Annotated in this window: 23 protein-coding genes and 1 pseudogene; 12 read left to right on the top strand and 12 right to left on the bottom strand. The window is 68.2% G+C overall.

Translation table 11 applies throughout. The features are described from left to right. Positions 1–45 precede the first annotated feature (45 nt). Positions 46–864 carry an enoyl-CoA hydratase gene (locus G6N07_RS14150; RefSeq protein ID WP_085191774.1) on the bottom strand — a complete coding sequence of 273 codons (819 nt, stop codon included), beginning with the start codon at positions 862–864 and terminating at the stop codon, positions 46–48. Positions 865–964: 100 nt separating this feature from the next. On the opposite strand from G6N07_RS14150, the gene G6N07_RS14145 reads away from it, so the two are divergent. Beyond that, the gene (locus G6N07_RS14145) at positions 965–2,056 is read left to right on the top strand and encodes a CaiB/BaiF CoA transferase family protein (RefSeq protein WP_085191776.1); all 1,092 of its coding nucleotides are present in this window, start codon (positions 965–967) and stop codon (positions 2,054–2,056) included. 55 nt (positions 2,057–2,111) lie between these two features. Further along, a complete protein-coding gene (locus G6N07_RS14140; protein ID WP_085191778.1) occupies positions 2,112–2,864 on the top strand; it encodes a 3-hydroxyacyl-CoA dehydrogenase in 753 nt (250 codons plus the stop codon). Positions 2,865–2,906: 42 nt separating this feature from the next. Here the strand turns inward: G6N07_RS14140 and G6N07_RS20735 are convergent, their stop codons facing one another. After that, positions 2,907–3,038, bottom strand: coding sequence for a hypothetical protein (locus G6N07_RS20735; protein WP_011561444.1), 132 nt, complete (start codon positions 3,036–3,038; stop codon positions 2,907–2,909). Between the two features lie 270 nt (positions 3,039–3,308). Between G6N07_RS20735 and G6N07_RS14135 the strand changes: the two genes are divergently transcribed. Next, on the top strand, positions 3,309–3,941 hold the full coding sequence (locus G6N07_RS14135; protein WP_085191780.1) for a class I SAM-dependent methyltransferase: 633 nt from the start codon (positions 3,309–3,311) through the stop codon (positions 3,939–3,941). Position 3,942: 1 nt separating this feature from the next. Here G6N07_RS14135 and G6N07_RS14130 read toward each other — a convergent pair whose 3' ends face one another. The 3 genes and pseudogenes from G6N07_RS14130 to G6N07_RS14120 form a co-directional block, all read right to left on the bottom strand. Continuing rightward, positions 3,943–4,656 carry an NAD-dependent deacylase gene (locus G6N07_RS14130; RefSeq protein ID WP_085191782.1) on the bottom strand — a complete coding sequence of 238 codons (714 nt, stop codon included), beginning with the start codon at positions 4,654–4,656 and terminating at the stop codon, positions 3,943–3,945. 49 nt (positions 4,657–4,705) lie between these two features. After that, positions 4,706–5,636 (bottom strand): annotated as a pseudogene (locus tag G6N07_RS20795) (IS3 family transposase). Next, the gene (locus tag G6N07_RS14120; protein WP_163784204.1) at positions 5,633–5,923 is read right to left on the bottom strand and encodes a transposase; all 291 of its coding nucleotides are present in this window, start codon (positions 5,921–5,923) and stop codon (positions 5,633–5,635) included. The pseudogene G6N07_RS20795 and the gene G6N07_RS14120 overlap by 4 nt, the downstream one beginning before the upstream one ends. Before the next feature lie 66 nt (positions 5,924–5,989). Here G6N07_RS14120 and G6N07_RS14115 point away from each other — a divergent pair, with 66 nt between their 5' ends. Further along, on the top strand, positions 5,990–6,355 hold the full coding sequence (locus G6N07_RS14115) for an Rv1152 family transcriptional regulator (protein WP_099050171.1): 366 nt from the start codon (positions 5,990–5,992) through the stop codon (positions 6,353–6,355). Here the strand turns inward: G6N07_RS14115 and G6N07_RS14110 are convergent. After that, positions 6,331–7,200: a class I SAM-dependent methyltransferase gene (locus G6N07_RS14110; RefSeq protein WP_085189313.1), complete on the bottom strand. Its 870-nt coding sequence runs from the start codon at positions 7,198–7,200 to the stop codon at positions 6,331–6,333. The genes G6N07_RS14115 and G6N07_RS14110 overlap by 25 nt on opposite strands. Before the next feature lie 265 nt (positions 7,201–7,465). Between G6N07_RS14110 and G6N07_RS14105 the strand changes: the two genes are divergently transcribed. Together G6N07_RS14105 and G6N07_RS14100 are read left to right on the top strand one after the other, a co-directional pair. Beyond that, positions 7,466–7,909, top strand: coding sequence for a PPOX class F420-dependent oxidoreductase (locus tag G6N07_RS14105; protein ID WP_085189311.1), 444 nt, complete (start codon positions 7,466–7,468; stop codon positions 7,907–7,909). A 41-nt stretch (positions 7,910–7,950) separates the two neighbouring features. After that, positions 7,951–8,118 (top strand): DUF5302 domain-containing protein, encoded by a 168-nt coding sequence (locus G6N07_RS14100; RefSeq protein WP_163784202.1) that lies wholly within the window; start codon positions 7,951–7,953, stop codon positions 8,116–8,118. Here the strand turns inward: G6N07_RS14100 and G6N07_RS14095 are convergent. From G6N07_RS14095 to G6N07_RS14085, 3 genes are all read right to left on the bottom strand, one after another. After that, positions 8,115–9,293, bottom strand: a complete 1,179-nt coding sequence (locus tag G6N07_RS14095) for an MFS transporter (protein ID WP_263858041.1) — start codon at positions 9,291–9,293, stop codon at positions 8,115–8,117. The genes G6N07_RS14100 and G6N07_RS14095 overlap by 4 nt on opposite strands. Before the next feature lie 225 nt (positions 9,294–9,518). Beyond that, entirely contained in the window at positions 9,519–11,099 is a 1,581-nt protein-coding gene (locus G6N07_RS14090) for a monocarboxylic acid transporter (protein ID WP_085189335.1), read from the bottom strand. Between the two features lie 41 nt (positions 11,100–11,140). Continuing rightward, positions 11,141–11,494 carry a DUF485 domain-containing protein gene (locus tag G6N07_RS14085; protein ID WP_372507545.1) on the bottom strand — a complete coding sequence of 118 codons (354 nt, stop codon included), beginning with the start codon at positions 11,492–11,494 and terminating at the stop codon, positions 11,141–11,143. 530 nt (positions 11,495–12,024) lie between these two features. Here G6N07_RS14085 and G6N07_RS14080 point away from each other — a divergent pair. Together G6N07_RS14080 and G6N07_RS14075 are read left to right on the top strand one after the other, a co-directional pair. Continuing rightward, positions 12,025–12,615 (top strand): HhH-GPD-type base excision DNA repair protein, encoded by a 591-nt coding sequence (locus G6N07_RS14080; RefSeq protein ID WP_085189305.1) that lies wholly within the window; start codon positions 12,025–12,027, stop codon positions 12,613–12,615. A gap of 64 nt (positions 12,616–12,679) precedes the next feature. After that, positions 12,680–12,826 (top strand): DUF1059 domain-containing protein, encoded by a 147-nt coding sequence (locus G6N07_RS14075; RefSeq protein ID WP_085189303.1) that lies wholly within the window; start codon positions 12,680–12,682, stop codon positions 12,824–12,826. Between the two features lie 75 nt (positions 12,827–12,901). Here the strand turns inward: G6N07_RS14075 and G6N07_RS14070 are convergent, their stop codons facing one another. Beyond that, positions 12,902–13,909, bottom strand: coding sequence for an Rv1157c family protein (locus tag G6N07_RS14070; RefSeq protein ID WP_085189301.1), 1,008 nt, complete (start codon positions 13,907–13,909; stop codon positions 12,902–12,904). 48 nt (positions 13,910–13,957) lie between these two features. Further along, positions 13,958–14,452: a hypothetical protein gene (locus G6N07_RS14065; RefSeq protein WP_085189299.1), complete on the bottom strand. Its 495-nt coding sequence runs from the start codon at positions 14,450–14,452 to the stop codon at positions 13,958–13,960. A gap of 69 nt (positions 14,453–14,521) precedes the next feature. Between G6N07_RS14065 and G6N07_RS14060 the strand changes: the two genes are divergently transcribed. Then, positions 14,522–15,844, top strand: a complete 1,323-nt coding sequence (locus G6N07_RS14060; protein ID WP_085189297.1) for a mannosyltransferase — start codon at positions 14,522–14,524, stop codon at positions 15,842–15,844. Here G6N07_RS14060 and G6N07_RS14055 read toward each other — a convergent pair. Next, positions 15,789–16,073 (bottom strand): 4a-hydroxytetrahydrobiopterin dehydratase, encoded by a 285-nt coding sequence (locus G6N07_RS14055; protein ID WP_085189295.1) that lies wholly within the window; start codon positions 16,071–16,073, stop codon positions 15,789–15,791. The genes G6N07_RS14060 and G6N07_RS14055 overlap by 56 nt on opposite strands. 27 nt (positions 16,074–16,100) lie before the next feature. On the opposite strand from G6N07_RS14055, the gene G6N07_RS14050 reads away from it, so the two are divergent. The 3 genes from G6N07_RS14050 (at position 16,101) to G6N07_RS14040 (ending at position 20,432) form a co-directional block, all read left to right on the top strand. Continuing rightward, positions 16,101–16,499, top strand: coding sequence for a (deoxy)nucleoside triphosphate pyrophosphohydrolase (locus G6N07_RS14050; protein ID WP_085189293.1), 399 nt, complete (start codon positions 16,101–16,103; stop codon positions 16,497–16,499). Between the two features lie 136 nt (positions 16,500–16,635). After that, positions 16,636–18,534: a translational GTPase TypA gene (typA, locus tag G6N07_RS14045; RefSeq protein WP_085189291.1), complete on the top strand. Its 1,899-nt coding sequence runs from the start codon at positions 16,636–16,638 to the stop codon at positions 18,532–18,534. Between the two features lie 20 nt (positions 18,535–18,554). Beyond that, positions 18,555–20,432 (top strand): ABC transporter family substrate-binding protein, encoded by a 1,878-nt coding sequence (locus tag G6N07_RS14040; RefSeq protein WP_085189289.1) that lies wholly within the window; start codon positions 18,555–18,557, stop codon positions 20,430–20,432. Positions 20,433–20,455: the final 23 nt, after the last annotated feature.

Here is a 20,455-nt window from a genome sequence, read left to right as displayed (position 1 = left end):
ATGGGCGGTCGACCTTTCCGGTCAGAAGAGCTCGTGAGACGACGCTCAGTGATCGGTGAAGGAGGGGCTACGGCGTTCCCGGAACGCCCGGGCACCCTCGCGGAAGTCGTGCGCCGACAGCAGCGCCAACTGCCATTCGGTCTCCCGCCCCAGGGCGCCTTCGAGTTCGGTCAGCGTCGTCGCGTTGATGGCCTGCTTGGTTTTCCGCAGCGCCACGACGGGGCCCGACTTCAGCGTCGCCAGCACCTTGTCGACCTCGCCGTCGAACTCGCCGGCGGGATACACGGCGGTCACCAGACCCCAGTCAAACGCCTCGGCCGCCGAGATCCGCTCCGCCAGCAACGCCATCCGCATCGTGCGGATCCGCCCCACCGCCGCGGCGAACAGCGCCGACGCACCGCCGTCGGGCATCAACCCGATCTTGGTGAACGCCAGCATGAAAAACGCCTTCTCCGAAGCCATGACGACGTCCGATGCCAACGCCAGTGAGGCGCCGACACCGGCCGCCGGACCCTGCACTACCGCGACCACCGGTTTCGGCACCGAGACGATCGCCCGGACCGCGCGGTTGGTCGCGTCGAGAACGGCGTTGATGCCGATCTCCGCCTTCTTCGTCTGATCTTCTTCGCTGATGCTCGCACCGGAGCTGAACCCGCGCCCGGCGCCACCGAGCCGCACCACCTTCACCGCCGGGTCGTCGGCGGCCCGATCGAGCGTTTGGGCGACCCCGTCGAGCATCTCGGGAGTCAGGGAGTTGAGGCTGTCCGGCCGATTCAGCGTCACCGACAGCACCCCGTCGTCGAGCTGCACGGTGAGGTCGTCAATGCTGACGTATGCGCCGGTACCGGGGTCGGTGGTCGTCACGGCTACACCTTCGCACGGGTGGGATGATGCCCGTGGCCGGTCGAGAAGGTTATATAAGTAAGCTATGTCGCGGTGAACTACTCCGAAGGGGCGGTAGAAAATGGCGGGACCACTGCAAGGCCTGCGTGTCGTGGAATTGGCCGGTATCGGACCAGGCCCCCACGCGGCGATGATCCTCGGTGACCTGGGTGCGGACGTGGTCCGTATCGAACGGCCCGGCAACGGGCCCGGGATCCCGATCAAGGGACGCGACCAACTGCTCCGTAACCGTCGATCGGTCGCCGCCAACCTCAAGACCGACGAGGGCCGTGAACTGGTGCTCAAGCTGATCGCCAAGGCCGACGTGCTCATCGAGGGGTTTCGGCCCGGCGTCACCGAGCGGCTCGGGCTCGGCCCCGAGGACTGCGCCAAGGTCAACGAGCGGCTGATCTACGGGCGGATGACGGGCTGGGGCCAGACCGGCCCGCGCAGCCAGCAGGCTGGGCACGACATCAACTACATCTCGCTCAACGGTGTGCTGCACGCCGTCGGCCACGCCGGCGAACGTCCGGTGCCCCCGCTGAACCTCGCCGGCGACTTCGGCGGCGGGTCGATGTTCCTGCTGGTCGGCATCCTGGCCGCCCTGTGGGAGCGGGAGCGTTCGGGCACGGGGCAGGTCATCGACGCCGCGATGGTCGACGGGTCCAGCGTGCTGGCGCAGATGATGTGGGCCTTCCGCGCGATGGGGATGTGGTCCGACGAGCGCGGCGTCAACATGCTCGACACCGGCGCCCCCTTCTACGACACCTACGAGACCTCCGACGGCCGCTACGTCGCCGTCGGAGCGATCGAACCGCAGTTCTACGCCGAGATGCTCGACAAGCTCGGCCTCGACCCGGTCGAGCTGCCCGACCAGCATGACATGAGCGGCTGGCCCGCACTGCGCGCCCGCCTCACCGCGGCGTTCGCCGAACACGACCGCGACCACTGGACGAAGGTGTTCACCGGCAGCGACGCGTGCGTGACACCAGTGCTGTCATTCGGCGAGGTGGAAAGCGAACCGCACAACACCGACCGCGGCACGTTCTACCGCGAAGGCGAAAACCTGTTCCCGGCGCCCGCGCCGCGGTTCTCCCGAACCGTGCCTGCGGCACCGAAGCCGCCCGGCGCACCAGGCGCCGACACCGAAGCAGTCCTCGACGAGTGGGTTTGACCTCAACCAACAGACCTCAACCAACAGACCTCAACCAACAGAAAGGTACATGCGAGTGGAAATCAAAAACGCTGCCGCCGTCGTCACCGGCGGAGCATCGGGTCTCGGCCTGGCCACCACGAAGCGGCTGCTCGACCGGGGGGCCTCCGTCGTGGTGCTCGACCTCAAAGGTGAGGAGGTCGTGGCCGGACTCGGCGACCGGGCAAAGTTCGTGCAGGCCAACGTCGTCGACCCGGAGCAGGTCAGCGCTGCGCTGGACGCCGCGGAGGAGATGGGCCCGCTGCGCATCAACGTCAACTGCGCCGGCATCGGCAACGCGATCAAGACGCTGAGCAAGAACGGCGCCTTCCCGCTCGACGAGTTCAACAAGGTCATCCAGGTCAACCTCGTCGGCACCTTCAACGTGCTGCGCCTGGCCGCCGAGCGGATCGCCAAGACAGAACCCATCGGTGAAGAGCGCGGTGTCATCGTCAACACCGCCTCCGTCGCGGCATTCGAGGGCCAGATCGGGCAGGCGGCGTACTCGGCGTCCAAGGGCGGCGTCGTCGGGATGACGCTTCCGATCGCCCGCGACCTGTCGCGTGAGCTGATCCGCGTTTGCACCATCGCCCCCGGACTGTTCAAGACGCCGCTGCTCGGTGCACTACCCGAGGAGGCGCAGAAGTCGCTCGGCCAGCAGGTTCCGCACCCGGCGCGGCTCGGCGATCCCGACGAGTACGGCGCGCTGGCGACCCACATCATCGAGAACCCGATGCTCAACGGCGAGGTGATCCGTCTCGACGGTGCAATCCGCATGGCGCCCCGATGAGCAACAGCTGATGGACACGCGCGCCTACTCGGGCGCGCGTTTTCATCCGGCTTGAGCGAGCGGGCTCCAGTCGTCGAGCTGCTCCGAGGTGTCCCCCTCGACAAGGAAATCGCCGTGGTAGAGAGCCTCGAAATCAACCTTGATGACATCGGCACTGGTGTCGTCGATCCACATGAGACTGAGCGTATGAGTCACCATTAAGGAATCATTGAGTCACGATTCGGAAAATGGTGGCAATCCTACTTCTGGGTAGGTTTCTAGCCAGTAGGTGTGGTGGGCCCGCATGCCGCTGGTTTCCCGCCTTCATGCATCTGTCGGGGCGCTGGAACTCGTGGTCACCCAGGCCGGCAAGCCTGCACGAACGATTCGGCATCGGCGAATCCGCGGATCCCGTCTTTGCCCGAACCGGTGGCGGCGCGCCCGAGGTGAGTAGAGGATGGACCGGTGAGCGCCGACGTCGACAACCCCTTCTTCGCCCGCCTGTGGACGGCCATGTCCGGTCATGAAACCGAGGAGATGCGGCGGCTGCGCGGCGACAACCTCGCCGGCCTCGCAGGCCGGGTGCTGGAGGTCGGCGCGGGCACCGGGACCAACTTCGCGCACTATCCGCCGTCGGTGACCGAAGTGGTCGCCATCGAACCGGAGCGCCGCCTGGCCGCGCGCGCCCGTGAGGCTGCGGCGAATGCGCCTGTCCCGGTGACCGTCACCATGGACAGCGTCGAGCACTTGAGCCCGGCCGAGCCGTTCGACGCCGTCGTCTGCTCGCTGGTGCTGTGTTCGGTGGACGATCCCGATGCTGTACTGCGCCAACTGTTCTCGATGCTGCGGCCCGGCGGCGAACTCCGCTACCTCGAGCACATCGCGGGCACGGGCGCGCGGGCGAGCCTGCAGAAGATCGCGGACGCGACGGTGTGGCCAAGGATGCTGGGTAACTGCCACACCCATCGGCACACCGAAACGGCGATCACCACGGCGGGCTTCCGGGTCGAGGACGCGCGGCGGGAACGGATGTTCCCGTCCTGGGTGCCGCTGCCCGTGTCGGAGCTGGCGCTGGGGCGGGCGGTGCGGCCCGCCTGAACTACGGGAGCAGTTCGGGAAGGCGCTGCAGCAGGGTCGGGAGCGCCCCGGCGGCGGTCTCCCGCAGCGACACCGTCGCGCTGTCGGACAGCGGTGTGCGTTCAGGATTGACCTCGACGACCGCAGTCCCCTGGGCCAGCGCCATCTCGGGGAGACCTGCGGCCGGGTAGACGATCGACGACGTGCCCACGACGATCACCACATCGGCGGTGAGCACGGCGTTGACCGAGTGCTGCCAGGCGGCCTCGGGCAGCGCCTCGCCGAACCACACCACATTCGGGCGGATCAGGCCACCGCACGGGCACCGCGGCGGATCGACCGACTCGACGGGTTCGGACATGGTCGGCAGCGTGCCCTCGAAGCGGGAGCCGCAAGCGTCACACTGGAACTCGAACAGACTCCCGTGCAGGTGGTAGACGTTCCGGCTACCGGCCCGCTCGTGCAGGTCGTCGACGTTCTGGGTGACCACGTGCACGTCGGCGTAGTCCTGCCAGGCCGCGACGGCTCGGTGCCCGTTGTTGGGCTGCACCGCATCCATCATGTAATGGCGCCACAGGTACCAGGCCCACACCTTCTCGGGGTTCGCCCGCCACCCCTGCGCACTCGAGATCTCGTACGGATCGACCTTGGCCCACAGACCCGTCTCGACATCACGGAACGTCGGCACCCCGCTCTCCGCGGAGATACCGGCCCCACTGAGCACCGTCACCTGCACGTCACCAACGTAACCGGTATGTGGTTCCCCCGAAATCGTGGAGGGTTTTCTATGCCGCTTCCGGCTTGGTCTTGGATTCCCTGATCTCGTAGTTGACGGGTGAGAGCCCGTCGGCGGCACTGTGCCGGCGTTGGTGATTGTAGAAGGTGTAGCACCAGTCGATAACCGCCGCCTGCGCATGAATGGTATCACGGAAGCGATTGCGGGACAGCACTTCCCATTCCAGCGAGGAGAAGAACGCCTCCGCTGCGGCATTGTCGAAACACGACCCGACCCGGCCCATCGACTGCCGAATCCCCAACTGCCGGCACAGCGTGGTGAACGCGTGTGCGGTATAGGTGCTGCCGCGGTCGGTGTGGAATATCACCCGCTCGGACTGCTCATCGCGCCAGATCACCTGGCCGCCGCGCGGCCACGGCCATCTTGATCGCCGCACACGCCAAGTCGGCATCCGGGTGCAGGCCCATCGCCGCCCCCAACAAACGGCGGCTATAGAGGTCCAGCACGGTCGCCAAATACAGTTTCTGCCCGCACTCAGTGGGGATCTCGGTCATGTCACCGACCCACTTCCGGTCCGGCGCCGCCGCGGAGAAATCTCGTTGGACCAGGTCAGGGAACTTCGGTGCCGTCTTGTCCTGCTTGGTGAGCCCGTTACGGCGCTTGATCTGGCGCGCCACCAAACCCTGGCGGCGCATCGAGTGGGCCACCGTCTTCTCCGACACCTCCCACCCCAGATCACGTAGATCAGCGATCAGCCGCGGCGACCCATGCAGCCCCTTGGCCGCGGTGAACGCCGCCGCCACTGCCGTATCGAGGCGCGCGCGGCGCCGATCGGTGTCGGTGTGCAACCCATCGGCGGATTCAGCACGGGTGATCCACTTGTAGAACCACGACACGCTGACACCCAACAGCACACATGTGATCGTATGCGGCACTCGGTATTTGGTCCTCTGGTCGGCGATGAAACGTGCCACGCTCACTTCGTCGCCTCCTTCACCCACAGGACCACTGATCGCTTGAGGACATCGCGCTCCATCCGCAGCTCAGCGTTCTCGCTGCGCAGGCGTTTGAGCTCCTCGACATCGTCGCGGGTCAACTCGCCCCGACCCTCGCGGGCCTCGCGGTCCTGGGTGACCCAATTGCCCAACGTGCCCTCGTGGACCCCCAGGTCCCGCGCCACCGCCGCGATCGACTTACCCGTCTCACGCACGATCCGAACAGCCCCCTCACGGAACTCCCGGTCGTACTTCTTCCGTTTCTCTGACATCGCTACCCCTTATAGCTGATGCCTCCACGGTCTCGGGGGAATGTCAGTATGCGAGATACTGGTCACGTGGCCGGTTTGGGGGAGTGGTTGGCGGTCGACCCGCGAGCGACCCGGCCCTTGTTCGACCAGTTGCGGACCCAGATCATCGACGCCGTCCGTGACGGCAGACTCCCGCCCGGAACCCGGCTGCCGACGGTGCGTGAGCTCGCCGGCCAGATCGGCCTCGCGGTCAACACGGTGGTGCGGGCGTACCGCGAACTGGAGAACGCCGGCGTCCTCGAGACACGGGGACGGTTCGGCACCTTCGTCTCACGCGTGGACCCCGCCGACACGGCGATGGCGACCGCCGCGCAGAGCTTCGTCGACACGGCGAGGGGGCTGGGCGTCGAGAAGTCCGAGGCGCTGCGTTACGTCGAGTCGGCGTTCGACTGAGGGCGCGCCCAGCCGAACTCGAGCAGCGTCCAGACCGGGCGGACGGCATCGAACACCGGAATCCGCTGCACCGTCCACAGCAGCGCGTTGAGCACCCGTCCGCGGCCCTCCGGCATCGGCACGTTGTGCACGGCGCGGATCCCGGGCACGGCATTCACCAGGTCGGCGGCCTCGGCGGGGCTGAGGCTGAACGGCATCGGAGGTACCTTGTAGCGCAACGACGCTCGCATCCCCTGGCGTGCCCACCAGGCGAACCACGACGGCGGCAGGTCGAACATCATCTGCCCACCCGGGAACCGCTGTGCGCACGCCCGGATGAGCGACAGCGCCTCGGCGGGCTGCAGATACATCAGCAGGCCCTCGGCGGTGACGAACACGCCCGCGGAGTCGTCGACCTGGTCCATCCAGGAGAAGTCCAGCGCGGACTGAGCGCATACCCGCACCCGGTCCGACGGCGGGAGGAGCTTGGTGCGCAACTCGATGATCGGCGGGAGGTCGACGGTGAGCCAGCGGAAGTCGTGGCCGACGTCCGATGCGTCGAGCCGGTAGAAGCTGGTCTGCAGTCCTTCGGCGAGCGCGACGACGGTGGCCCTCGGATGATCGCGCAGATAGCGGCGGGTGTAGTGGTCGAATCCCTTGGCCCGCAATGCCATGTCCTGACGGCGGCTCGGTCCGAACTTCCCGAAGTCGACATCGATCGATTCGACCAGCCGGACCGCCATCGGATCGTCGATGAGCCCGTCGCGGCGGCGTGCTTCGTTGGCCCGGACCTGCAGGGTGAGCAGCGCGGTTTCCGACACCCCGGTCAGCGCGCTGCCGTCCACCTTCGGCGGTGTGTTCGTCACCTCGCCGAATTTACCGAACGCAGCACCTCCTTCCCGGTGTGCAGATTGCGGGTGACGCCGCCGACGTTGACCCCGCCCAGGAAGCCCACGAAGCGGGTCATGACGCGGACTCTGGCCGGGTGATGCTTGCCCGGCCACGGCGATGAAGGGAGAATCCGATCCAGCGGCGGCCGGGACATTCGTCCACAGCGTGGCCGCCGAGACACCCTCGAGAATGCTGCCGTCGATCACCGCCATGTGCCGGGTATGGACGTAGGCTCGCAGCATGGCGCGCCAGGTGTTCGACGACAAGCTGTTGGCTCTGATCAGCGGTAACTCGCTGGGGGTTCTCGCCACCATCAAACGCGACGGCCGCCCACAGTTGTCGAACGTCTCCTACCATTTCGATCCCCGGGCGGTGGCGATCGAGGTGTCGATCACCGAACCCCGGGCCAAGACCCGCAACCTGCGCCGCGACCCACGGGCCTCGATCCACGTGAGCTCCGACGACGGTTGGGCCTACGCCGTCGCCGAGGGCGACGCCGTCCTCACCCCGCCCGCCGCATCACCGGACGACGACACCGTCGAAGCACTGGTCGCGTTGTACCGCAACATCGCGGGGGAACATCCGGACTGGGACGACTACCGTCGCGCGATGGTGGACGACCGCCGGGTGCTGCTCACCGTGGCGATCACCCATCTCTACGGGATGCCGCCGGGGCTGCGGTAAAACGCGGTGACGGCGGCGCGCGCACGCGTTACGCTGCCGACATGGCTGAGGAACCCGAAGACGACACCAAGCGCAAGTTCCGGGAGGCCCTCGAACGCAAGAAGGCCAACTCGGCGGGCACCGCGGGACAGCGCAACGGCGGACCGAAGCTACCCAAGGCGCACGGCCCGGTGGAGAACCGCCGCGAATTCCGCCGCAAGAGCGGTTAACCCGTCCGGGCCCGCTCCCGCGACCGGATCGCGACCAGGCACACTGAGGCCAGCGCCGCGACCGCGATGGCGAACCCCACACCCGCCGTCTGCAACCCGAACGCCTGCGCGGCCAGGCCCTCACCGATCACCGGCAACGAGATCGCCACGTAGGCGACGACGAAGTAGGTGGAGCTGACCTCGGCACGCCGCTCGGGTGGTGTGCGTTCCGCGACGGCCGCCAGCCCGCGACTGAAGCTCATCCCCTGACCGGCACCGGCGACCACCGCTGCGGCGATGAGGCCGGGCAACGACGAGAACTGCAGGGCCACTGCCAGAACCGTCATCCCGGCCACCAGGATGGCGCAACCGGCGGCCACCGCCCGCGGCGGGGGAACGCGGTTGGCGGCGATCTGGGTGAGCGCCGAGGCGGCGAAGATCGAGCAGACGATCGCGCCGGCCACCGCGTGATTCTCGATGCCGACGACCTCGTCGAGGAACGACGGCGCCACCGCGGTGAACAACCCGGTGACCGCGAAACCGGCGAAGGCCGCCAGCGCCGCGATCGCGAACATCGGCTGCGCCTCGGGGGGAACGGACAGCCGCTGCAACCGAATGCGGCCGCTTCGCGGCGAGGTCTCGGGAACGACGAGCACTGCGACACCGCCCAGCACCGCCATCGCGATGTGGACGGCGAACACCAGATCCAGGGGCTGTGGTGCGTATTGCACGAGCATGCCGGCGAGCAGAGGGCCCAGTCCCAGCCCGCCGATGTTGGCGACAGTGGCCACCGCGGCGGCCCGGGAGTGCCAGCGTTCCGGGGCGGCCTCGATGACCGCTGCCGTCCCCGTCCCGGTGAAGATCCCGGCCGACACACCGGAAAGGACCCGTGCGACCAGCAGCACCGGCACCGAATCGGCGACCAAGAACACCACCGCGCTGGTGATGGCGAACCCCACGCCGGCCAACAGCATGGGTCGTCGGCCCACGGCGTCGGACCACCGCCCGAACGCCAGCAGCGCCACCAGCACACCGCCCGCGTACGCCGCGTAGATGACCGTGGTGGTGAACACCGCGAAATCCATCCGGTCGGCGTAGAGGGCGTAGAGCGGAGTGGGCACCGTGGTGCCGAGCATGGTCACCGCGAACGCGTAGGCCAGCAGGGCGAACGCGTATCGGCTCAGGGGACGCGGCACGACATCCGACGGTAGGGCATGGCCCACAACGGCTCAGTAGGGCTTCGCCCCAACGGCACAGTAGGGCTTCGCCCCAACGGCACAGTAGGGCTTCGCCCCAACGGCACAGTAGGGCTTCGCCCCAACGGCACAGTAGGGCTTCGCCCCAACGGCACAGTAGGGCTTCGCCCCAACGGCACAGTAGGGCTTCGCCCCAACGGCACAGTAGGGCTTCGCCCCAATGGCTCAGTGCGCGACGGCCTTCTCCGAACCCACCCCGGTCAGCGAGCGCACCTCCATCTCGGCGGCGATCGTCGGGTCCTCGTCGTCCGGTGACGTCAGCGTGCCGACGATGCCGAGGATGAACGCCAGCGGGATCGACACGATGCCCGGGTTGGCCAACGGGAACCACGCGAAGTCCATCCCCTTGATCATCGAGGTCGCCGTACCGGAGACCGCGGGGGAGAACACGATCAGCACGATCGTCGAGACCAACCCGCCGTACATGCTCCACAGCGCACCGCGGGTGTTGAACCGCCGCCAGTACAGCGAGTAGAGGATGGTCGGCAGGTTCGCCGCCGCCGCCACCGCGAACGCCAGCGCCACCAGGAACGCGACGTTCTGCTCGCGGGCCAGGATGCCGAGCCCGATCGCGAGCGTGCCCAGCACCACTGCGGTGATGCGCGAGATCTTGACCTGTTCGCTCTCGGAGACGTTGTCGTTCCTCAGCACGCTGGCGTAGATGTCGTGTGCGAAGGATGCCGATGCGGTGATGGTCAGACCGGCGACCACCGCGAGGATGGTCGCGAACGCCACCGCGGAGATGATGCCCAGCAGCACGACGCCACCGAGTTCGAACGCCAGCTGCGGCGCAGCCGAATTGACGCCGCCCGGTGCGGCCAGGATGCGGTCGGGCCCGACCAGGGCCGCGGCGCCGTAGCCGAGAACCAGGGTGAACAGGTAGAACGCGCCGATGAGGGCGATCGCCCAGACCACCGAGCGACGCGCCTCCTTGGCGGTGGGCACGGTGTAGAAGCGCATGAGCACGTGCGGCAGACCCGCGGTGCCGAGCACCAGGGCCAAGGCCAGCGAGATGAAGTTGATCTGCGTGGTCAGCGACGCGCCGTACTGCGCGCCGGGGGCCAGCACGTCGCGCGAGGCGACCTTGGCATCCGCGCTGTCGCTGACCATCGACTGCGCCGCGCCGAGCATCTCCGAGAAGTTGAACCCGAACTTGGCCAACACCATCACCGTCATGATGCCCGCGCCGCCGATCAGCAGGACCGCCTTGATGATCTGCACCCAGGTGGTGCCCTTCATGCCGCCGACCAGGACGTAGACGATCATCAGCACACCCACGACGGCGATCACGATCGACTGGCCCAGATCGCTTTCGATGTTGAGCAGCAGTGCGACCAGCACGCCGGCGCCCGCCATCTGGGCCAGCAGGTAGAACAGCGATACGGCCAGGGTGTTGGTGGCCGCGGCCAACCGCACGGGCCGCTGCTTGAGGCGGAAGCTCAGCACATCCGCCATGGTGAATTTCCCGGTGTTGCGCAGCAATTCGGCGACCAGCAGCAGGGCCACCAACCAGGCGACCAGGAATCCGATCGAGTAGAGGAAGCCGTCGTAGCCGTAGACGGCGATCGCGCCGGCGATGCCGAGGAAGCTCGCGGCCGACAGGTAGTCACCGCTGATCGCGATGCCGTTCTGCGGGCCGGTGAATGCGCGGCCCGCGGTGAAGAACTCGGTGGCGGTGGCGTTCTTCTTGCTGGCCTTGATGACGATGTAGAGCGTCACCAGCACGAACGCCGCGAAGATCGCCATGTTGGCGACGGGGTTGCCGATGGTCTCGGCGGCGAGCACGGTCACGGTGCCTGGCCTTCCAGTTCGGCGCGGATCGCCGCAGCGCGCGGATCGATCACCTTGTTGGCGAACCGCACGTAGACGGCGGTGATGAGGAAGGTGGTGACGAACTGACCGATGCCGATCAGCAGGCCGACGTTGACGTTGCCGAACACCCGGATCGCCATGAAATCGGTGGCGAAGGCGCCGAGCAATACATAGGTGGTGTACCAGATGAGGAACGCTGCGCTCATCGGGAACACGAAGCGCCGCAACCTGTTGCGCAGGTCCTGGAACTCTGGGCTGGCCTGTATGGCCAAATACTGGTCACCGCTGGGCATCGCTGCCTCCCGCGGTGGAAGATCCGTTTCGGACACGGTGACTCCTGACCTCGTCGTGTGACCCAGTTCTCCACTGACATTAGAGGAGATGCAGGTCACATACCGCCGCCTTGGCGTTGTTTACACGGCGCGAAGATCTGCGCGACGTCCGGCGGCGCACCGCGACGGGAAAGGCGGGCTGACCACGACCAGCACCGCCGCGAGGACGACCGCAAAATCGCCGGACATCTGCTGTTGGTGCTCCTCGACGTCCGCGTCACCTCACGGGATTCCGGCCAACTTAAACTGGCGGCGTGTTGCGTCCTGGAAGTTGGATTGGACTAGCCGGTGAAAGTCCCGTCCCGGTAGGTCCGCAATCTGCGTGCTGGTCAAGCTGGTCAGTGGACTGGGGAGTGGTTCAACGGGCACGGCCTGCACCGCCTGCGCGGCACCATCCGATACCCGAAGGCTGCGTAACCATGTCAAGAAGATCATCGGTAAGCCGTGTGCGGGAAGACCGCACGCACGGATTGAGAGGGGGATGGGGAAACGGGTCCGCACTGCGGATACCGCGCCCCTGACTACCAATGGCGAAACTGCAGCTGGTCCAGGACCCGGAGGCCGACGCGCTTCTGGAATCGAATCCGTTTGCGCTGCTGGTCGGCATGTTGCTTGATCAGCAGTACCCCATGGAGGCGGCGTTCGCGGGTCCCAAGAAGATCGCCGATCGGATGGGCGGTGTCGACGCCCGCGAGATCGCCGAGCACGACCCGGAGGCGTTCGCCGCGCTGTGTTCGGCAACCCCTGCGGTGCATCGGTTTCCCGGGTCGATGGCCAAACGCATCCAGGCGCTGGCGCGACTGATCGTCGAGCGCTACGACGGTGACGCCGCCGCGCTGTGGACCTCAGGTGACCCAGACGGCGACGAGGTGCTGCGCCGGCTCAAGGCGTTGCCGGGATTCGGCGACCAGAAGGCCAGGATCTTCCTCGCGCTGCTGGGCAAGCAGTACGGGGTGACCCCGCCCGGTTGGCGCGAGGCGGCCGGTGACTACGGCAAGGCCGGGACATACATGTCGATCGCCGACGTGACCGATCCCGGCGCGCTGGAGAAGGTGCGCTCGTACAAGAAACAGGTGAAGGCCAAGGCGAAAGATCAAGCCAAGACCGCGAAGGGCTGAGCACGCGCGGAAGGTCTCCGCGAGCGGGTGACTCATATGCCGGTGTGCGAATAGGCTGAGGCGCATGAAAACACACTTGAACTGTCCGTGCGGTGAGGCCATCACCGGCAAGGACGAAGAGGACCTGGTCGACAAGGCCCAGCAGCACCTGTCGGAGGCGCATCCCGGCCGCGATTACGACCGCGACGCCATCCTGTTCATGGCCTACTAGGCCGTTCCGTGGACGCAGAGCCCGCAACGAGAAATCCCCGGTCGACGATGTGGCCGGGGATTTGTCGTTCCAGGGTCAGGGCACGACCGTCGATCCGATGGTCGGTATGAATTGGCACTGCTTGTCGGTGGTGGTGACCTGGCCGAAGATCGTCGACATGATGCTGCCCGATCCGGTGTCGACGATCGCGGTCAGCGTCGTCGGGCCCTGGGGGTTGATGTCCGAACGCGGCTTGAGCGTCGCGCTGCCCGACTTGCCCGTGGTCAGGTTCACCCACGTCACGTTGAGCGGGAGTTTCTGCTCGGGCGCAGGCCCCGGCGTGCCCACCGCGGTGAACACGTACGCCGTCTGACCGGGCCCCGGTCCTGGCGCCGGGATCTTCGCCGGGCCAGCCACCGAGATCGCCGTCGCGAGGACGTTTCCCCCATCTGTCAGGCATCCGTTGCTGATGGATGGATACATGAAGTCCTGCGTCGGCGGGGCGTCCGGGCCGAATCCGGGCGGACCGGGTGCCGGTGCCGGCGCGGGAGCCGGCCCGGGCAGCGCTCCGGCGGCGTCGGCCACCGGCGCGGCAACCGGAACCGCGACCGGTGCCTCGGGGACCGGTGCGGGAGCGGCGGCGGGTGCGGCCAGCGGATCGGCGACCGGCGTGACCGGCTCAGGACCCGGCTCCGGCGGGGTGGCGCCTGCAGGGAGCGGACCGACGGCGTGTGCCGGGTTGACCCCGGCAGGCAGGTGCGCCTGCGTTCCCGGCACGGCACCCGGTGCGGGGACATGCGCTGCCGGATCGGCCACGAACTGATTGACCGCCGACGCCACGTCGCGCGACGAGGCGGGCGCCGCCACATCTCCGGCGAACACCGCTGCAGCCGCCATCAGCATCGAGGCGGCGTTGTTCGGATCGGCCGCCGCCTGCTGGATGACCGGACCGAGGCTTTCCATCGCGGGCAGACCGGGCGCCTGTAGCGCGTCGATCGGGAGCCCGGGTGTGGGGTCGGCGTTGGCCGTCGCGCTGCCGAACAGCAGTGCGACGGACGCGCCGACCCCGGCCGCGGTGGTCAGCAGAGTTCGAGTCGGTGACATGTCACTCCTCGGGAGTTTCGGTCAGGACAACAGGCGAGCGGGCGTCGATCAGGGCAGGGCCGAGACCGGGAAGATCGGCGGAGTCACCGGCGCCGGTGCCCCCGCAGGCGGTGTGGTGGGCGTCGCCGCGGGCAGCAGGCTCGTCAGCGGCGAGCCGGCCGGCATCAGCGAGGCCAGCCCGCTCGGCAGGTTCAGCCCGGGCACCGGTGACGCGGCGGCCGGTGTGCCGGGCACCGCAGAGGCCGCGCCGGGCAGGGCCGGGGTCTGCGGCAGGGTGATCGAGGCCGTGGCGCCCGGTGCGGCGGCCGGTGTGGCGGGCGCCGAGGGGGTGGACGCCGGCATGCCGGTGCCCGCCAGCGCCGAGGCGAAGGTTTGCAGCAGCTGCGGCGCGTTGCCGAGCTGATCCAGGAACGGGATGGCCGGCGCGGGCGGTGCGGGGGCCGCGGGCTGGGCGGCGGCCGTCGCACTGAGGCCCAGCGCGAGCGGAAGCGCTCCGGCCGCAGCAATTACGCTGGTCACGATGGTTTTTCTGGTGAGTTTCATGGATCTCCCAATCCGTTGACAGCACGTCTGCGACCGACGCTACGCAGTTACTGGTGTTACTCAAGTGACATGTGTGGCATTTATTCAACCGTTACGGAGGTGACGGGAATCGGTTACCGGATCAGTAGAGTCGGGCAGATAAGCGACTCCACCGTCTCCACCGTCTTCACCGTCGACGCGGCGGCTGCGACTCGACTGCCGAGCCGACTGGCTGCGGCGGCGCCCGTGCTGTTGGTGCTCAGCATCGCGGCGCGGCTCGCGTGGACCTATCTCGTCGCCAACGGCGCCAACTTCGTCGACCTGCACGTCTATGTCGGCGGTGCGGGGGCGCTCGACGAGCCGGGCACGCTTTACGGCTACGTCTACGCCGACCAGACACCGGACTTCCCGCTGCCGTTCACCTATCCGCCGTTCGCCGCGGTGATCTTCTATCCGCTTCACCTGCTCCCGTTCGGGCTCGTCGCCTTCGTCTGGCAGATCGGCACCATCGCCGCGCTCTACGGCGTGGCCCGCCTCAGCCAGCGGCTGCTCGCCGGGGGCGGCGACCGCCGGACCGCGATGTTGTGGACCGCGATCGGGATCTGGCTCGAGCCGCTGCGCAGCACGTTCGACTACGGGCAGGTCAACGTGTTGCTCGTGCTGGCGGTGCTCGCCGCGGTGCACAGTTGTCGGTGGTGGTGGTCGGGGCTGCTGGTCGGACTCGCCGCCGGGGTCAAGCTCACGCCCGCGGTCTCCGGTTTGTACTTCCTCGGCGCCGGGCGCTGGAAGGCTGCGGTGTTCTCGGCGGTGGTGTTCGCGGGCACGGTCGCGGTGTCGGTGGCCGTGGTGGGTCAGCAGGCGCGGTACTACTTCACCGAACTGCTCGGCGACGCCGACCGCGTCGGCCCGATCGGCACGTCGTTCAACCAGTCCTGGCGCGGCGGCATCTCCCGCATCGTCGGTCACGACGCCGGCTACGGCCCGGTGGTGGTCGCGGCGATCATCGCCACCGCATTGCTGGCGTTGCTGGCGTGGCGGGCGGTCGGTGGCAGCACGGACCGGTTGGGCGCCGTCGTGATCGTGCAGTTGTTCGGTCTTCTGCTGTCACCGATCTCGTGGACCCACCACTGGGTGTGGGTGCTGCCGTTGATGATCTGGTTGTGGCACGGCCCGCTGCGGCAGCGGACCGGCGCGCGAGTGCTGCGCTGGGGATGGCTCGCGCTGACGGTGATCGGCGTGCCGTGGCTGCTCAGCTTCGCCCAGCCGACGATCTGGGAGATCGGACGGCCGTGGTACCTCGCGTGGGCCGGGCTGGTCTACATCGTCGCCGCGCTGGTGACGCTGGCGTGGGTGGCCGCTACGGGTCGACGATCGCGTCGATCTCCCGGGCCATCCCCAAATCCTTCTCCGTGATACCACCCTCGGAATGCGTGACGAGTGCGAAAGTAACTGTTCGCCAACGGATATCGATATCGGGGTGGTGGTCGGCGGCCTCGGCGCGCTCGGCCACCCGGCGCACCGCCTCGATGCCGTCCAGGAATGCCGGGAACTTCACCGACCGTCGCAGCATCCCGCCGGCGCGCTCCCAGCCGTTGAGCTCCGGCAGTGCGGCGTCCACTTGATCGTCGGTCAACACAGCCATGCCTGCGACGGTATACCGTCACCGCTGATGGCAGAGCAGATCGTCGTGGCCGGCGCCCTGATCGCGGGGTCGGAACTGTTGGTCGCGCAGCGCAACCGCCCGCCCGACCTGGCCGGGTTGTGGGAACTGCCGGGCGGCAAGGTCGTCGCGGGCGAGAGCGAGGCCGCGGCGCTGACCCGGGAATTGCAGGAAGAGTTGGGGATCGACGTCGCGGTGGGCGCGCGCATCGGCGCCGACATCGCTTTGACTGCGACGACCGTGCTGCGCGCGTATCTCGTCACCCACACCGGCGGAGAACTGCGGCCGATCGACCACCGCGCGCTGCGCTGGGTCGGCGTCGGCGAGCTCGACGGCCTGCCGTGGGTTCCCGCCGACCGGGCATGGCTCGGTGCCCTCGGTCAGGCGCTGCGCAACGGCAGCCGATAGCCGTTGCGCAGGGGTCCTGACGGTGGCTGGTCGGGGAGAATTGGCGCCATTACATTGCCACGGGGCGATCGGGCCGCGGTGACCTCTCTCGCACGGTTGGCAGCGCATTTCGCGATCGAGTCACCGCACTGCGACAATGAACGACGTGGATTTTCGGAATGTCGCCATCGTCGCTCACGTCGACCACGGCAAGACGACCCTGGTCGATGCGATGCTGCGGCAGTCCGGTGCGCTGAGCCACCGCGGCGATGACGCCGTCGAGCGGTTGATGGATTCCGGTGACTTGGAGAAGGAAAAAGGCATCACCATCCTCGCCAAGAACACCGCGGTGCACCGGCACCACCCCGACGGCACCATGACGGTCATCAACGTGATCGACACCCCCGGCCACGCCGACTTCGGCGGTGAGGTCGAGCGCGGACTGTCCATGGTCGACGGCGTGCTGCTGCTGGTCGACGCCTCCGAGGGGCCGCTGCCGCAGACCCGCTTCGTGCTGCGCAAGGCGCTGGCCGCCCACCTGCCCGTCATCCTCGTGGTGAACAAGACCGACCGCCCCGACGCCCGGATCGCGGAGGTGGTCTCCGAGAGCCACGACCTGCTGCTCGACGTCGCGTCCGACCTCGACGACGCCGCGCAGAAGGCCGCCGAAGAGGCGCTGGGTCTGCCGGTGCTGTACGCGTCGGGCCGGGCCGGTATCGCGAGCACCACCGAACCCGCCAACGGTGAGAACCCCGACGGGGAGAATCTCGACCCACTGTTCGACGTCCTGCTCGAGCACATCCCGCCGCCGCAAGGTGACCCGGAGGCGCCGCTGCAGGCGCTGGTGACCAACCTGGATGCCTCGGCTTTCCTGGGACGGCTCGCGCTGATCCGCATCTACCGGGGCCGTATCCGCAAGGGCCAGCAGGCGGCCTGGATGCGCGAGGTCGACGGACACCCGGTGGTGACCAACGCCAAGATCACCGAACTACTGGTGACCGTGGGCGTCGAACGCACCGCCACGGAGGAAGCCGTCGCCGGTGACATCGTCGCCGTCGCCGGAATTCCCGACATCATGATCGGCGACACGCTGGCCGATCCGCACCACGCGCACGCGCTGCCGCGCATCACCGTCGACGAGCCCGCAATCTCGGTCACCATCGGCACCAACACCTCGCCGCTGGCCGGCAAGGTGTCCGGTCACAAGCTGACCGCCCGGATGGTCAAGTCCCGACTGGACTCCGAACTCGTCGGCAACGTGTCGCTCAAGATCGTCGACATCGGCAGGCCGGACGCGTGGGAGGTCCAGGGCCGTGGCGAGCTGGCACTGGCCGTGCTCGTCGAGCAGATGCGCCGCGAAGGCTTCGAGCTCACTGTCGGCAAGCCGCAAGTGGTCACCCGCACCATCGACGGCAAGCTGCACGAGCCGTACGAGGCCCTGACGGTCGACTGTCCCGAGGAGTTCGTCGGCGCGATCACCCAGTTGATGGCCGCCCGCAAGGGCCGCATGGAGGAGATGGCCAACCACGCCGCGGGTTGGGTGCGGATGGACTTCATCGTCCCGAGCCGCGGTCTGATCGGCTTCCGCACCGACTTCCTCACGCTGACCCGCGGTACCGGCATCGCGAACGCGGTCTTCGACGGCTACCGCCCGTGGGCGGGGGAGATCCGCGCCCGCCACACCGGCTCGCTCGTATCGGACCGCAGCGGGTCGGTGACGCCGTTCGCCATGATCCAGCTGGCCGACCGCGGCCAGTTCTTCGTCGAGCCGGGCGACGACACCTACGAAGGCCAGGTCGTCGGGATCAATCCGCGCGCCGAGGACCTCGACGTCAACGTTACCCGGGAGAAGAAGCTGACCAACATGCGCAGCTCAACTGCCGACGTGATGGAAACGCTCGCCCGTCCGCTCGAGCTCGGCCTCGAACAGGCCATGGAGTTCTGCGCCGAGGACGAATGCGTCGAGGTCACTCCCGAGGTGGTGCGGGTGCGCAAGGTCGAGTTGGACGCCACCCTGCGGGCCCGCGCGCGCTCGCGGGCGAAGGCGCGCAACTAGCGGCCGATACTCTGAGGAACGTGCTGACCTCTCCCCGCCGTCGTCGTGTGACGCTGGGGGTGTGCCTCTCCGCCACCGCACTGCTGCTGGGTGGTTGCACCGTGAGCCCGCCGCCGGCGCCGCAGAGCACCGAGACGCCGGAGACCACCCCGCCGCCGGCGCGCAAGGCGACCCAGATCATCGTGGCCATCGATTCGATCGGTCCCGGATTCAACCCACATCTGCTGTCGGATCAGTCGCCGGTCAACGCCGCTATCGCCGCACTGGTGCTCCCGAGTTCGTTCCGGCCGATCCCTGATCCCGACACGCCGACCGGGTCGCGGTGGGAGCTCGACCCGACGCTGCTGGATTCGGCCGAGGTGACCAACGAGAACCCGTTCACCGTCACCTACAACATCCGGCCCGAGGCACAGTGGACCGACAACGCGCCCATCGGCGCCGACGACTACTGGTATCTGTGGCGCCAGATGGTCAGCCAGCCCGGCGTCGTCGATCCCGCTGGTTACGACCTCATCACCGGCGTGCAGTCCGTCGAGGGTGCCAAGCAGGTCGTCGTCACCTTCTCCCAGCCGTACCCCGCGTGGCGGGAGTTGTTCAACAACATCCTGCCAGCGCACATCGTCAAGGACGTGCCGGGCGGCTTCGGCGCCGGGCTGGCCGAAGCGATGCCGGTGACCGGCGGGCAGTTCCGGGTGGAGAGCATCGATCCGCAGCGTGACGAGATTCTGCTGGCCCGCAACGACCGGTACTGGAGTGCCCCGGCCAAACCCGACCTCGTGCTGTTCCGCCGGGGTGGGGCGCCCGCAGCGCTGGCGGACTCGATCCGCAACGGTGACACCCAGGTCGCCCAGGTGCACGGCGGCGCAGCGACGTTCGCTCAACTCAGCGCCATCCCCGATGTTCGGACGGCGCGGATCGTGACGCCGCGGGTCATGCAGGTGACGTTGCGCGGCCAGCTCCCCAAACTGGCCGATCCGTCCGTGCGCCGGGCGATCCTCGGCCTGCTCGACGTCGACTTGCTGGCCTCGGTGGGTGCCGGTGACGACAACACGGTCACGCTGGCCCAGGCGCAGGTACGCTCGCCGTCCGATCCCGGATACGTGCCGACGGCGCCGCGCGCGCTGGGCACCGAGGCGGCTCTGGAACTGCTGGCCGACGCGGGCTATCAGACGGCACCGGTGGGCGATGCGCCGCCGGCCGCGCCGGGTGCACCGGCACCGGACCACAGCCGCGGGCGGATCTCGAAAGACGGTGTGCCGCTGACACTGGTGCTCGGGGTGGCCGCCAACGATCCGACGTCGGTCGCAGTGGCCAACACCGCCGCCGATCAGCTCCGCAACGTCGGCATCGAGGCGTCGGTGCTGGCGCTCGATCCGGTCACGCTCTACGGCGAGGCGCTGACCGAGAGCCGGGTCGACGCCGTGGTGGGCTGGCATCGGGCCGGCGGAGACCTGGCGACGGCGCTGGCCTCGCGCTACGGCTGTCCCGCGCTGGAGGCGACACCCGTCGTGACCGCCCCATCTGTGCCCCGGCCATCACAGTCCGCACCCACACCACCTGCCGCCACACCTACCACCACGCCGACCGCCACACCTACCACCACGCCGAGGCCCGCACCGGAATCCGATGCGCTGGTGCAGGCGCCGAGCAACATCACCGGTGTGTGTGACCGCGGCATCCAGCCGAAGATCGACGCCGCCCTCGACGGCACAGAGCCGATCGCCGAGGTCATCGACGCCGTCGAGCCACGGCTGTGGAACATGTGGACGGTGTTGCCGATCCTGCAGGACACCACGATCGTCGCGGCGGGGCCGAGCGTGCGCAACGTGACCCTCTCGGGTGCCGTGCCCGTCGGCATCGTCGGTGACGCCGGCAGCTGGGTGAAATCCCCGCAGTGACGGGACGGCAGCGCAAAGCGGCC

Origin of the sequence: Mycolicibacterium doricum, from assembly GCF_010728155.1 — a bacterium.
GTDB lineage: Bacteria > Actinomycetota > Actinomycetes > Mycobacteriales > Mycobacteriaceae > Mycobacterium > Mycobacterium doricum.
Note: the sequence above shows the minus strand (reverse complement) of the source record. Positions and strands in the feature narration are given on the sequence as shown.